Source organism: Tahibacter harae (assembly GCF_024437735.1).
In the GTDB taxonomy this organism is placed as follows: domain Bacteria; phylum Pseudomonadota; class Gammaproteobacteria; order Xanthomonadales; family Rhodanobacteraceae; genus Tahibacter; species Tahibacter harae.
Window position 1 is genome coordinate 105,698 of sequence record NZ_JANFQO010000015.1, and the last position, 14,388, is coordinate 120,085.

Consider the following 14,388-nt stretch of genomic DNA (forward strand, 5'->3'; position numbering starts at 1 on the left):
CATGGCCACCACCCTGCACTGCCTGGACATCACCGATTTCGCGCTGCTGCTGCACCAGGCGCCGCCGCGGCGGCGCATCAGCAGCGTGCATCTGCACCACACCGGCATGCTGTCCCAGGCGCAATGGCGCGGCGAAGCAAGTCTGCTCGCCCTGCGCCAGCTGCACGGCGTGGAGCGCGGCCAGGGCGATATGGCCCAACACCTGACCATCGATCCCGCCGGCGGCATCTGGCCGGGACGCGACTGGGAACTGCCGCCAGCCAGTTGCGCCGCGCCGGCCGCCGAAGGCGCGCCGTCGTGGAATGGCGACACGCACGAAGGCCCGTTCATGATCGTGCTGGTCGGCAACTTCGACGACCGCAAGGACAAGCTGGTCGGCGCCCAGGAACAGGCCCTGATCGACGTGGTCGCGCTGCTGCTGCACCAGGCCGGCCGGACCAGCGGCGCGTGGATCCCGGTGCTGTCCCACGCGCAGATGCACGGCAGCGGCACGTACTGCCCGGGCACCAGCCTGACCGTGCAGAATGACAAGAGCAACCGGCTGGAACAAGAACTGCTGCAGAAATTCACCAGGCGGGCGGAGAAACTTGCTGCAACCGCATCCCCGGCGCTGCCGCTGCCGCTGCACCAGCTGCCGCCATCGCTGCGTGCCGCCGTTGCGGCCGGGCGCGAGCGCGCCGCGCATGGCGTGCCGCGCACACCGGCGCCGGCGCTGGAAATTCCCGAGGACCATGCCGCCCGCGTGACCACGGCCGAACTGGCGCGCAACCTCGCCGGACTGGCTTCCGGCGGCCGCGGCGCGATCGATCCGCGCTACGCGCCGCTGTTCGGCCACGTGGTCAATACCGCGCGCGGCCTGCTGCTGGAATCGCCGGTGCAGGACGGTAAAGCCGGCAGCTTCTTCACCAGCCAGGATGAACTGGAGCATGGTTTTTTCAACAAGCTCGACCAATTCGAACGCCGGCTTGCGCCGGAGGCGCCGCTGCGCATCCTGATCCATCTGCACGGAGGCCTTGTGGCGGAACGCGACTCGCTCGACTATGCACTGGCGCACCAGCCCTGGTGGCAGCAGGCGCTGGGCGTCTTTCCATTCTTCATGACCTGGGAATCCGGCTTCCTTGAAAGCCTGCTGCGCAACAAGCGCGAACTGGAAACCGGCCGCGGCCTGGGCGACTGGCTGATCGAGAAAACCGCGGGGCCGCTGGCGCGCCTGCTGTGGGACCGCATGAAGATCAATGCGGAGCTGTGCAGCGCCGCCGACTGGCATGCCCGCTTCCGCCAACTGGAAGATGCCGCACCGCCGGCCCGGGTGCCGCGCGGCGTTGCCGGCGGCGCGCGCCTGTTCGCCCTGGCCTTGTTTGAGCGCCTGGGCGAATACGCGCAGCGGCGCAAGGTGCAGTTGCACGCGCTGGGCCACAGCGCCGGATCGATCTATCACTGCCATTTCCTGCCGCTGCTGCTGGATCTGATCCGACAGCGCAACCTCAAGGACGAGGTCAGCATCGAATCGCTGCATCTGCTCGCACCCGCCGTGCGCCTGGACACCTTCGAGGATCATCTGGCCGGCCCCATCGCCAAACGCGAAATCCGCCAGACCTGGCTCTACACCATGGACGACCGGCGCGAGCGCGACGACAGCGTGGCCGGGATCTATCGCAAATCCCTGCTGTATTTCGTCGACGAAGCCTGCGAGCGCAACAACCCCGGTATCCTCGGCATGGCCAGCTATCTGGAGAAAGAACGCGCCCAGGCCGGCAGCCCGATCGCGCGCGCCTTCCCGCCCGGCGCCGCCGCGCCAGGCCAGGTCGACTTCAGCGACGGCGGCCGCCGTCTGCACGTGACTGAATCGCGCACCCACGGCGGCTTCGACAACGATCCGGCGACGATGAACTCCGTCGCCGCACGCATCCTTGGCCAGGCGCTTCCCGGACAAAGCGAGTACCGGCGCTGGATCCCGGCCGACGATAAAAAGCGCGCCGCACAGGAGCTTTCCGACGCTGCTCCGCCGGCGCGCGCCGCAGCCGCCGGCGGCCGGCGCATCGCCCTGTGCGTAGGCATAGACGCCTATCCCACCGCGCCGCTCAGCGGCTGCGTCGGCGACAGCCGCAGCTGGGGCCAGGCGCTGCAGGCGCTGGGCTTCGCTGTGCGCTATCTGCACGATGCCGAGGCCACCCGCGCCAACCTCGCCGCGCGCATCGCCGAACTGGTGCGCGAGGCGCGCAGCGGCGACTGGCTGGTGCTGCAGATCGCCAGCCACGGCACCGTGTTCGACGATGTCTCCGGCGATGAAGCCTCCGGCTCAGACCAGGCCGTGGTGCCGGTGGATTTCCGCGACAACGGCTGCCTGCTGGATGATGAACTGCAGCAGCTGCTGCGGCCGCTGCCGGCGGATGCGCGGCTGACCCTGTTCTTCGACCTGTGCCACTCGCTGTCGGCCAGCCGCTTCGCTCCGGCCCTGGGCCGCGCCGCGGGCGCGGACGAGCGCGTGCGCCTGCTGCCGGCGGACGCGCAGATGTACGCGGCCCGCGCGCGCCAGCGCGCCGCGCTGCCGCCGCGCAGCCGCGTTAACACGCCGGTGGGCTGGCTGCATCTGGCTGCCTGCCAGGACAGCGAATACGCCTACGAAACCAATGCCTCCGGCGATTTCACCCGCTGCGCCGTGCCGCTGCTGGCACGCGCCGCCGCCGAAGGCTGGAGCGCGGCCGCCTTCGTCGCCGCGGTGCAGCGCACCTTCCCGCCGGGCTCGCGCCAGAACCCCGGCCTGATGCCGGGCTGCAATCCGCACCAGCGCCTGCTGCCCGCTCCGGCCGGCACCGCCGCGGCGCAGGACCGCGGCGGCGAACTGGCGCGCATCGCCCAGCTGCTGGAGCAGGCCGCCAGCGGCCTGCGGGCCTTGCAGGGCTGACCTCATGCAACTGGCCGACGACGACATCCTCATCGCCGCGCGCCTGGCCGATGCGCCCGTGGCGACGTCCAACGTGCGCGAGCGCCGCCGCCTGCAGATCTACGCCGTAGATCCGGCGCTGCGCCAGCGCGACGGCCAGATCACCCAGATCGATCTGCCGTTCGAGCCGCTGCCGCAGATGCGCGGCCGGCGCCTGAGCGTGGATCTGCTGCCCGGCCCCTTCGATGCGACCCGGCTGCGCGCGGCCGACCTGGACAGCGTGCAGGTCGCCGCCCGCGCCGGCCTCAGCCCGTCGATGACGGATCCCTGCTTCGCCCAGCAGATGACCTACGCGGTGTGCAGCTGGACGCTGGAGCGCTTCCGCCGCGCCCTCGGGCGCGAGCCCGAGTTCGCCTTTGCCGGCAGGCTGCAGCTGCAACCCAACGCGATGGAAGAAGCCAACGCCTATTACGACCGCGAAAAGCAGGCGCTGCGCTTCGGCTGGTTCCGCCAGAACGTGGATGCGCCCGGCGCCAACCAGCGCGGCGCCCTGGTCTGCACCGCGCTGTCCCACGACATCGTCGTGCACGAGATGGCGCATGCCCTGCTCGACGGCCAGCGCAGCCACTTGCTGCTGCCGACCAATCCCGACGTACTGGCGCTGCACGAAGGTTTCGCCGACCTGATCGCGCTGTTCGCCCATTTCACCCATTACGATCTCGTGCGCGATGCCATCGCCCGCTACGACGGCAACCTGGACGATCCGCGCCTGATCCAGATAGGCCGCCAGTTCGGCCAGGGCAGCGGGCTGGGCGGCCCGCTGCGCACCTCCATTCTCGATCCCGTGGCCGAGGACAGCGACGCACCCTCGCCGGTCAACTACGCCAACGCGCTGCTGCCGCATGCGCGCGGCTCGCTGCTGCTGTCGGCCGTGTTCGAGGCCTTCCGCAACGTATACCTGCGCAAGACCGAAAAATGGCGCCGGGTGGCAGCGGGTTTTTCCACACTTTCATCGCATCCGCTGCTGTTCGACCAGCTCAGCAAGACCGCCTGCGAACTCGCCGGCCAGTTCCTCAACATCGTCATCCGCGCGCTGGACTACCTGCCGCCGGTGGACGTGGATTTCGGCGAGTTCCTGCGCGCCATGATCACGGCCGACTACGAACTGGTGCCCGACGATCCGTGGCATTACCGCGAAGCCCTGGTCTACGCCTTCCGCCGCTATGGCATTCCGGTCTCCAACGTGCAGGCGCTGGACGAGAAGGAGCTGCTCTGGCGCGATGCCGAGGAACTGCCGCTGGCGCGCGATCTCAAGGCCGGCGCCCTGGAGCGCCTGGCGGCGCTGCCGCGCCGCCCGGGCCCGGACGAGCCGCCGCTTTCCTGGCGCCGCGCCGAATGCGTGCGCGATTTCCTGCGCGACAACGGCGAGTCCCTGGCGGCCTTGAGCCTGACGCAGCCGGACGTGCGCGGCGAACAGTTGCGGATCGAGAGCATACGCGCGATCAACCGCATCAGCCCAGCCGGCGAACTGACTGCCGAATTCGGCATAGAACTGCTGCAATGGCGGCGCGATCCGGACATTGGCTGGTTTCCCGGCGGCTGCACCCTGATCGTGAGCGGCGAAGGAAAGCTGCGCTATGTGATCTGGAAGGATCCACGCAGCGCCAGCCGCATCGCCGCGACGCGCCGCTATCTCGATGGCGCCGGCCTGCGCCATGCGGGGCTGTTCCAGGCGGATGAGCCGGCAGATGTGAACCGCGCGGCGAGCCGGGCGCTGCATGCACTGCATCTGCCCTGCTGCTGAGGCGTGGCGGCCTTGCTAGCCGCCGGGCTGCAACGCACCGGCCTCCAGCGCCGCATGCTGCGCCCGGCGCAGGCGCGCGCAGGGCAATACCAGCTGCGCCCAGGCCGCGGCCGGCAGCGCCGCCGGCCGGCTGATCTCGCCCACGCGCCGGCGCAGCGGCGTGCCGGCGAACAGGATGTGATTGCCCTGTTCGGCATCGTCCACGCCCAGCACGGCGCCGTCGAAATGGCGGCGCAGGCGCTGGCGGAAACGCTCCAGGTTGGGATCGTCGCGCGCCAGATTCACCACCAGCAGACCACCGCGCCTGAGCGCGCCGCGGCAGTCCTCGACGAAGCTTGCCGCCGCCAGCCGCGCCGGCATGCCGGCCGCGTCGTAGCCGTCGAGCAGGATCACATCGAAGCGCCGCCGCACCGCCGCCACGAAGCGCGCGCCGTCGTCCATGCGCACGCTGAAACGGCGGTCGTTGCGCGGCACGTGGAATTCATCGCGCAAGGCGATCACGTCCGCGTCTATCTCCACGACCTCGATGCGCGCCTGCGGCAGGAAGCGGTGACAGAACTTGGCCAGCGAGCCTCCGCCCAATCCGATCATCGCCACCTGCCGCGGCTGCGGCAGGAACAGCAGGAAGCCCATCATGGTGCGGGTGTAGTCGAACACCAGCGTATCCGGCTCGCGCTTGAGCATGCGGCTCTGGATCAGCTCCGGGCCGAAATGCAGCGAACGGGTGGTTTCGGTGTCGACGATGTACGGCTTGGGCGGCATGGCGAAGCGGCGGCGGAGGGCGGCGGCGGAGGGCGGCGGGCAGCATAACGGATGGACAGCGGCTTCCCCGCACCGGCGGCGCGCGGCGCGCCGCCCGGCCGGCGCACTTGCTGCGGCGAAGCCGCCGCGGCGTCCGCCCTGGCGGAACACCTGCCGCGGCGAAGCCACCGCGCCGGTGCGCTTGATCGGCGCACCTGCTCTACACTGGCCGCATGCCGCCCGCTATGCCGCCCTGCCCCGTGGAGCCGCGCTGAACCTGGACTACGACGCCCAGGCCGGTGCTGTCGCCGCACTGTACTGCGCGGAGCAACTACACCGCTTCAGCCTCCGCTACAACGTCAACGACGGCTTCGAGCCGCTGCACGCCGTGGTCGCGCATCCGCATTGCGATGCCGGCACGGCGCTGTATCTCTACTGGCAATTCCACGAACTGCTGGCCGATGCCCAGGCCCGCGCCGATACGGCGCTGGAACCACCGCGCTGGAATGCCGATGCCGTGCTGACGGCGATAGAACAGCGCTATCCGCACGGTTTTCGCCACCACGCCGTTGCCTACGACCCGGCTGCCCTAGCGCTGGACGCAACAGGGCTGGCGCAGATCCGCGCCCCCCATCCCGGCTTGCCGCTGCTGCACCCGTTGCGCACCGGCATCGCGGCAGACACGCCGCACTGATGCAGCGCCCTTGCCCCCTGCGTCTGCCGCCTCATCGATTGCCGTCGCCCCGCGAACCGCTGGCGACAGGAAAGCATCGCCCGGGCGATCCGCGGACTTCCTGAGCGCCGTGGCGTTGCTTTCCGCGAAGCAACCGGCGCGCGGCCCGGCGATACCGAAGTCTGCGTTCCGACCAGGCCGCCGGACGCAGGCGCTGAAACATTACGGTGTTTTTCAACAGCGCGTGGCGGCCCGCAGGACGGTCTTCACTCCCACTTGATCATAAATAGCCGAAAAACAACCATATATATCAATGCCTTACTAATGGCCGCTCTGTAAGTACCATGAACAATACCACGCTCAACTCCACAGCACTTGGATGACGCCAAGGATTCAGGGCAACTTCGCAGCCCTGACGCTGCCGAAGGCTGTCCGCCCAGGCCGCCAAGGTATCAATCTCTGCAGTCAGTGTCTCTGGCCTCGGCAGAGGACGGCTCAACGCAGCGGCGGCGCTGTGCAGCAGCTCGGAACAGCGACCAAATCCGTCCCGCATGGCCTCGCAGTCGGGAACCGTGATCGCGGTCAGCTTGACCAAGCCAGGCGTCTTCACTTCGTTGGACAGTCGCCGGATGACGTGCCCGACAGCTTCTTCAACCGCGATCTCCCACGTATCGCGCAACGTCGCGGCGATGGATTTAACGGACTTGCGCCACTCGTCGAGATTGCCCTGCTCGAAATGGTAGCGTTCACCCGCAAGCTGATTGCTCAGACTTGTGGTGATGTCACTGACCCGACGCGCTTTGAATGGCGGCTCGCTGCGGCAGAAGCCTGCCTTGTCAGCGCCCCGGCCGATGGAGCTAATCGCCACCGGCGGCTTGGGCTGAGCATCATCCGCTGCGCGATTCAGCTCGAACAGGAACGCAAGATCATGCGCGAAGACGATGACCTGGCGGTGCGCGGCCTCAGCCACTGACCTGCCCCCACCTGCCGTACCAATGATTACTGACAAAGCCCGGAGTTGAAAGGTACTGCGTTGCTAGCTTGCTGTGCTCGGTGATTGGCGGCGAACTGTGCCGGTGGAACGCGTCTACAACTGCTGTGTGGCCGCACTTCGTTGTAGTCACGCCGCTATGTCGCGATGACATCGCGAGCTTGAGCCAGCGAAGTGAACCCGTGTTCGTTGAGGCATTCGTCGCGGAACTTTCCGTTGAAGCTCTCGACGTAGCCGTTCTGCATGGGACGGCCCGGCTGAATCAGCAAATGTTCGATGCCATGTCGTTGCGTCCAGGCGATGAAAGCTCGACTGGTGAACTCAGGGCCGTCGTCGGTTCGCACAGCACGCGGGTAACCGCGAAAGCAGGCGGCCTGGTCCAGTACATGCACTACGTAGGCGCCGCTGATGCCGTGATCGACGGCAATGTCGACGCATTCGTGGCTGAAGTCATCAGCGACCGTCAGGCACTTCAGCTGGCGACTGCTAGCCAAGGTGTCGCTGACAAAATCCATGCTCCATACCGCGTTCGGGCTATTGGCCGGCGTGAGCGGTTGGCGCTCGCTGGTGGGGCGCTTGGCTTTCTTGCGGCGGCGCACAGCCAAATTCGCCTCTTGGTATAGGCGGTAGATCTTCTTGTGGTTCACGCTCGGAAACTCCAGACGCAGCAAGTCGTGCAGACGGCGGTAGCCAAATCTGCGGCGAACTTGCGCCAGCTCGATGATCCGGGCCGACAGCCTTGCGTGGCGGCCGTTGGCTGAGGCGGATGACGGAAGGCATCGCGGGATAGCCCCGCAAGGCGGCAGGCTCGTCGCTCGCTCAACGTCGTGAGTTCAAGCATGCGACGAACCGCCTCGCGCTTGCGTTGCGGGGCTAGCGCTTTGCCCCAAAGCCGATCTTCAGCCCTTCGATGTCCAGGTGCGCTCCGGCCAACAGGCGCTTCAGCCGATTGCTCTCGGCCTCCAATTCCTTCAGGCGCTTGGCGTCTTCGCCTTCCATGCCGCCGTACTTCGCCCGCCAGCTGTAGAAGCTGGCAGGACTGAGGCCATGCTGGCGCGCGAGCTCCGCGACAGCCATGCCAGCTTCTGCTTGCTTGATGAACCCGATGATTTGCTCGGTGGTGAAGCGACTCTTCTTCATGTCCGTCCTCGTGATTGACGGACTTTACAGCTTCAGTTGGTACGGCTCAGCGGGGGCAGGTCACATCCTGGCAGGCGGCCAGGGCTATTCATGCACTTGGGCTGTCCTATGCCTTCACCAACTTCGCAGCGCTGGGATCGTAGATGTAGTCGGTGATGCTGCCATCCTTGATGCGCGCGACGGCCTCGTCGATCACGAACAGCGGAACGAGAAACCATTCCTCGGGCTGCACGGGGTGGCCGAAGCGGTCGTTGATGGTGATGTCTAACCGCGCGGGCGCGAATAGCCTATGGAACAGGTTCTCCATCCGAGTGCGGTTGATGCCCGCGAGCTTGTAGGTTGCCACCACTTCGACCTTCGCCAGCAGGTAGGTGGAGTCGTGTTCGGCGTTGGCGATGCGCGTCTCCACCCTGCCCCCGGTCACGCCGACCTTGTGGATGATCTCGCGGTGCTGCGCGACATAGGGATGATCGGAGAGGGAGCGCAGGACGTAGATCGTGCCGCTTTCGACATCATCGGCTTCAAGCTCCCCGCCGAAGGAGAGTTGCCCGCTCTCGGGCGAGGCCAGCCGCCGCGCGGCAGGGTCGTTGTAGAACGCTCGCTGGAGCGAGCGCAGCAGCAGATTGCTCTCGGTGCCGTTGGAGAAGATGAGGCGCAGGCGGCGGTCCACTTCCCCGGCGGTGGTCTTCAATGGCTCGCCGACCTCGGCAACGTAGAGCGTAATGCCATCGAGAACGAAAAAGTCCCCGGCCTCAATCGCGCGGCGGCCCGCTTCGATGGGCTGCGACTGGCGCATACCGGTTTTGACCTCCGCTTGCACGCGCTCGAACAAGGGTCGAAAGGTCTCGAAGTCCTCGCAGGGCTTGCGATCCGCGATCTCCTCGGCTGCGCGCTTGTCGGCGCTGGTGCGGACATGGCGTAGTACCGTGATGTCGTCCGCCTCGGCTACGCCCGCCAACTCGGCAGCCAGGTCGTCGATATCGATGGCCTCATCTCCCGGAACGGCAGTGGCTGGCGCAGCGGCAAGCAAGCCCTGATAGTCCAGCGGCTCAAGCAGGGCGCGGCAGTCCGGGAGCGCACGCAAGCGGTCCAGGCGCACGGCGTAGAGGCGCTCGAATATGTCGTGATCCTCACCATGCTGCGGCGCACGCCCGTGCTTCTCGGTGAAGCGTTGGATTTCCTCGAAGCCCGCGACGACGCGCTCCTCACTGGCTGGACGTCCGCCCTTCGTCTCGGGTGATGCGAACTCGGCAAGCTCTGCAGCGAGTTCGTCAAGATCGGAGTTACTCATAGCGCCCCTCCGCCTTGAATCGCATAAAGGCGGCCGCGCCTTCGGCCATGCGTCGCTCCCAGGCATCCTGGGAATCGAGTGCAGGAATGCGTCCGCGCTCCTTCTTGAACTGAACGGCGCGAACAGCCATCTCCTTCGCCTCGTCCGGCGTCAGGCTCGTGCGCTTGGCCGAGATGGCCGCCGCAACCTGCTTCAAGCTGTCCTCGCTCATAGTCTTGGCGAGGATGGCGTAGGCTTCGCCGAAGGGGTTGATGCGGTCGATGAGGTCGATGTCCAGCTCGCGCACGTCCATCGCGAAGCGGCGCACGCCGTCGATCAGGGCGGTGTTGGGTGACCCGTCGCTCTCACTTTCGGTGACTAGCCGCTTGGCCTGCTGCGTGAGGTTGAGGGCAGCAATGGCGTGCTGACGCACGGCCTCCTGATCCTCGGCGTCAAGCTGGGGATACTTGTCCTTGATGATCTTGCCCATGCGAACCTGCGTCAGTTCCTCGGGTACCAGCTCCTCATCGAACAGGCCGCGCTCGATGGTGGGCTTGTCTTGCACGAAGGCCGCGATCACTTCGTTCAGGTCTTCCTGACAGATTCGCGCTGCCTCCTTGCTCTTGGGCTCGGCGAGGCCCTTGATCTCGATTTGGTAAGCCCCTGTCTGCTCATTGACACCGACATTGCAGCGGGCCGCGTCGTAGCCACCTTCCCCGTAGTCAAAGCCCGGCGTCGGGCCGCTGTCGGGGTTCTTGGGCTTGAACTCAAAGCGCGGAGCAAGAACCTGCTCCATCAGCAAGCTGGCTGCTATGGCCTTCAACGTATCGTTGACGGCCTCGGTAACAGCTTCCTCGGCCGCGTCCGGTTCGGCGATCAGGTTGGTGAACCTCGCGCGGGTCTTACCAGGCGCGTCGCGGGTTGCACGGCCGATGATCTGAACGATCTCGGTCAGGCTGGCGCGGTAGCCCACGGTCAGGGCGTGTTCGCACCAAATCCAGTCGAAGCCCTCCTTCGCCATGCCCAGCGCGATGATGATGTCCACATGGTCGCGGTTGTTCTTCTGCGCCGGGTCTTTGAGCGAGGCGGACACGCGGTCGCGCTTGGCGGCATCGTCATCGACGAGATCGGCGATCCGCAGCACGCGGCCATCGGGGCGCTTGACACGTTGGAAGCCGGTCGCTGGGTCGATGCCTTGCCATTCACCCAGCGCCTCGATGATGTGCTCCACTTCCCGCATCTTGTCCTTCGTGCTCTCGCGCGAATTGACATTCGGGATGTGAATGATGGTCTTCTCGGCGGAATCGAGGACATTGAGGATGTCATCGACGTAAGGCCCACTGTAGAAGAAATAGCCGATGTCGAGTTGCTTGAGGTATTCGTAGCCGTTGAGCTGCTCGTAGTAGGTGTAGGTGACGGTATCGAACTTCGACTCATCCTGCGGCGCAAGCACAGCCTCAGCGTCACCACGAAAGTAGGAGCCGGTCATGGCAACGATGTGCGTCTTGCCCCGCGCGAAGAACTGCCCTAGGTGCAAGCCGAGCTTGTTGTCCGGGTTCGCCGAAACATGGTGGAACTCATCGACCGCGATCAGTCGGTCATCGAACGCCTCCACGCCGTAAGCATCGACCGCGAAGCGGAAGGTTGCATGGGTGCAGACCAGCACCTTATCGTCGCCTTCAAGGAATGCGCCCAGCGACTTGACCTTACCGCCGTTGTCATTGCCCGGCGCGTTGCACAGGTTCCACTGGGGTTCGACGTGCCAGTCGGACCAGAAACCGCACTTCGACAGCGGCTCGTCGTTAAAGCTGGCACCGATGGACTTCTCCGGCACAACGATAATGGCCTGCTTCAAGCCTTGATTCTTGAGCTTGTCGAGTGCCACGAACATCAGCGCGCGGCTCTTGCCCGATGCGGGCGGCGACTTGATAAGAAGGTATTGTTCGCCCCGCTTTTCGTAGGCTCTCTCCTGCATGGGCCTCATCCCAAGAGCATTGGCCTTGGTCGACGCACCGTTGCGGGCGTAGGTGACGGAAACGGACGGTACGGACTTGATGTTGTCGCTCATGCGTTGGCTCCCGCTTTGCGCTTCTTACCTTTGTCCGGTGCAGCAGAAGCGGTCATCTTGGTATAGAGGTCAAACAGCTTTTCCAGCCGCTCGGTGTCGTTCCTGAAGCGCCGACCGATGTAGATGCGCTCCAGCACTTCGTCGTTGCGGTCATGTGCCGCCCGCAAGTCGGCAGGCATATTCTCGGGATCGTAGAGATCGGCGATGGTGGCTGGGAAGTGATGTTCCCGCGCCAGCAAAATGTCCTCGGCGCAGCGCGTGAGGTCAGTTTTGTTTTTGTCGGTAAGAGTTAAGATGGGAAAGGTATGCCAACCCATTTTGTTGGAATAACTGAAGTCGGTCTTCATCCGACCACAAACCGCCCCAATCCAAACCAAGTGCAATCGAGAAGCAATGATTGCCAAGTTCATTAGAGGGCCATCATAAATAGCGTACGCCAGATTGGTTACGCAACAGTTTGGGTCGACCAAATCCACTGGCAGATAAGGCCTGAACTCCGAACTTCGTATAGGAATAACTAGAGTGCTCTTGGCACCAGAATTCATCTCTCTGAATTGATGAGGCCTATCCGCCATGGCGCGAGTGCCAGCATCCGTGCTAGCGCAGCGCATCGCCCTTACTGCTTCAATGCGCCCACGAATGACCGAGTTCTCCATCGCATCTGATAGGCTAGCTTCCTCGATCCAAATACACTTCCTCGGGCTGCCGTTAATAACCTCTGTAGAACCCCAAAGATCGCGCAGCCACCTTTCTTGATCGTGCTGGCTGAGACCGACCCTGTCCGCTTCACCTCGTTCCAAAATTAGATTCCCACCGTCATATGGCGCATTCCCAAGTTGCATTGGCGCTATGCTGGAAAGCGGACTCGTGCGGCCCTCCACAATTACGTCAGATCCCGGAATTAGATAGGGACCAATTAGGTTGGTCGTGAGCTCGGTATTATTTTTGTCCTGACCGACCTGAAACAGCCGTCTTACAGAACCTGCATTTCGCGAAACACCGACAATGATCACGGTCACTACAGCGTTCTGACTGGCGAGGTTACGCCACTTGAAAGACTGATAAGCAAACTTAATCTCACATCCGAGATCGAATAGCACCGGCCAAAGCACAGGAACCTGTCCACCTTGGCAGATAGAGTTGGTAGTAACAAACGCGAAATCCGCTTTGGTGTGACTTGCGTAAACCGCGGCCTTCAAAAACCAACCCGCAACATAATCGAGCGTTCCGCTGCGCCTTGTAAATCCGTCAAAGACGCTACGCAAGTCTTCCTTCTCGGAGGCGGATTGGTTCTTCGTTCCTTTGTATGGCGGGTTGCCGCAGATGTATGTCTCACCGCCTGTGTTAGCAAAATCTATCTCAGCTTGATCGAGCGGGGAGCCGAACAAATCGTCGGCTTGCACCCTTACGCCCGTCCCAGTCGTGGGGCAAATGCTCAACCAGTCGAGCCGCAACGCATTGCCACAAGTGATCCAGTTCTCGTTGCGCAGGGGCAGGAACTCGGCCAAGGCCAGCTTCTGCCCCCGGTACAGCACGTCGCACTGGTACTCAGCGATGACCAGCGCGAGGCGCGCAATTTCTGCCGGGAAGTCGCGCAGCTCGATCCCGCGAAAGTTGGTGACCGGGATTTCTGATGCGTGATCCTGCTCACCGCGCCGCCGGTTGATCTCGGCCTCGATTGCGCGCATTTCCTTGTAGGCGATGACCAAGAAGTTGCCTGAACCGCAAGCCGGGTCGAAGACTCTGATCCTCGCCATGCGCTTGCGCAGGTTGAGCAAAGTACGCGGGTTGTCGCCCGCCTCTTCCAGCTTTGCACGCAGGTCGTCGAGAAACAGCGGGTTCAGCACCTTCAGGATATTGGGAACACTGGTGTAGTGCATTCCCAACTCGCCGCGCTCCTCGTCCTCAGCGACGGCCTGGATCATCGAGCCGAAGATGTCAGGGTTGATCTTGGTCCAGTCCAACCCGCCGACGTGTAACAGGTAGGACCGGGCGATCTTGCTGAATCGCGGCACCTCGTCGCCACCAGAGAACAACTGCCCGTTGACGTAGGGGAAGTCTTCGGCCCATCGGGGAATCTTGGTGGCGGCCCGGTCCTCGCGCTTGGTGTTCATGGCACGGAACAACGTGGCGATGACCTCGTGCGTGTTGGACGAGTCCTTCGCGCTCATCTGCGCGACGGTTTCGGTGAAGCGGCCCTTGCCGATGAAGATGTCCGTGTCCTCGGCGAAGAAGCAGAAAATCAGTCTCGCCATGAGGTTATTCATGTCGTGGCGACGCTCTGCCGTGCCCCATTCAGGGTTGTCTTTCAGCAGTTCGACGTACAGGCGATTCAGGCGGCTGGTGGCCCGAATGTCGAAGGCGTTTTCGCTGATCTGGCGAACCGTGCTGATGCCCGCCAGCGGCAGGAAGAAGCCGAAGTGGTCGGGAAAATCTTTAAAGGCGCAGGCGACTGTATCGCCGCTGGTCAGGTCTTCGGCCTCGAAATCTACGCCGTCGGTGGCGAGGATGAACTTCGCCTTGGCCTTGGTTGTGGCCGGACTGGACTTGAGGACGGCCAGCGTCTGGGTCACCCGCCCTGCGTCGCAGGTCAGGATGTGGATGTTGCTGGTCTGGAGAACACCGCCGAGATCGGACTTGTTCGATGCCCCCGCGCGCAGGCGCTTGATGGTCGTCGCCTTGTTGCCGAAGGCTTCAAGGAATGCATAGGGGAACTCTGCGGGGTCAAAAGGCTGCTCCGCGAGATCGGTGATGGCTTGTTCGATTTCTACGGCATTCATGGGCGTGCAGCCCTCCTTCGGGGCGTGGCGACCTGAC

Annotated in this window: 8 protein-coding genes and 1 pseudogene; 3 read left to right on the top strand and 6 right to left on the bottom strand. The window is 64.3% G+C overall.

Annotated features, from left to right (window positions below; genetic code table 11):
- Window position 1: 1 nt before the first annotated feature.
- Window positions 2-2,905 (top strand): caspase family protein, encoded by a 2,904-nt coding sequence (locus NM961_RS16155; RefSeq protein WP_255915447.1) that lies wholly within the window; start codon window positions 2-4, stop codon window positions 2,903-2,905.
- Window positions 2,906-2,909: 4 nt separating this feature from the next.
- Window positions 2,910-4,688: a gluzincin family metallopeptidase gene (locus NM961_RS16160; RefSeq protein ID WP_255915448.1), complete on the top strand. Its 1,779-nt coding sequence runs from the start codon at window positions 2,910-2,912 to the stop codon at window positions 4,686-4,688.
- 15 nt (window positions 4,689-4,703) lie between these two features.
- On the opposite strand, the gene NM961_RS16165 is transcribed toward NM961_RS16160, so the two are convergent.
- Entirely contained in the window at window positions 4,704-5,450 is a 747-nt protein-coding gene (locus NM961_RS16165; RefSeq protein WP_255915449.1) for a fused MFS/spermidine synthase, read from the bottom strand.
- Between the two features lie 175 nt (window positions 5,451-5,625).
- On the opposite strand from NM961_RS16165, the gene NM961_RS16170 reads away from it, so the two are divergent.
- Window positions 5,626-6,123 carry a DUF4274 domain-containing protein gene (locus NM961_RS16170; RefSeq protein ID WP_255915450.1) on the top strand — a complete coding sequence of 166 codons (498 nt, stop codon included), beginning with the start codon at window positions 5,626-5,628 and terminating at the stop codon, window positions 6,121-6,123.
- Window positions 6,124-6,412: 289 nt separating this feature from the next.
- Here NM961_RS16170 and NM961_RS16175 read toward each other — a convergent pair whose 3' ends face one another.
- The 5 genes and pseudogenes from NM961_RS16175 to NM961_RS16195 form a co-directional block, all read right to left on the bottom strand.
- The gene (locus NM961_RS16175) at window positions 6,413-7,072 is read right to left on the bottom strand and encodes a hypothetical protein (protein ID WP_255915451.1); all 660 of its coding nucleotides are present in this window, start codon (window positions 7,070-7,072) and stop codon (window positions 6,413-6,415) included.
- A gap of 29 nt (window positions 7,073-7,101) precedes the next feature.
- Window positions 7,102-8,233, bottom strand: a pseudogene (locus NM961_RS16180) (IS3 family transposase).
- Between the two features lie 106 nt (window positions 8,234-8,339).
- On the bottom strand, window positions 8,340-9,524 hold the full coding sequence (locus NM961_RS16185) for a GIY-YIG nuclease family protein (protein ID WP_255915452.1): 1,185 nt from the start codon (window positions 9,522-9,524) through the stop codon (window positions 8,340-8,342).
- Window positions 9,517-11,571: a DEAD/DEAH box helicase gene (locus NM961_RS16190; RefSeq protein WP_255915453.1), complete on the bottom strand. Its 2,055-nt coding sequence runs from the start codon at window positions 11,569-11,571 to the stop codon at window positions 9,517-9,519. Before NM961_RS16190 ends, NM961_RS16185 begins: the two co-directional genes overlap by 8 nt.
- Entirely contained in the window at window positions 11,568-14,351 is a 2,784-nt protein-coding gene (locus tag NM961_RS16195) for a class I SAM-dependent DNA methyltransferase (protein ID WP_255915454.1), read from the bottom strand. The genes NM961_RS16190 and NM961_RS16195 overlap by 4 nt, the downstream gene beginning before the upstream one ends.
- Window positions 14,352-14,388: the final 37 nt, after the last annotated feature.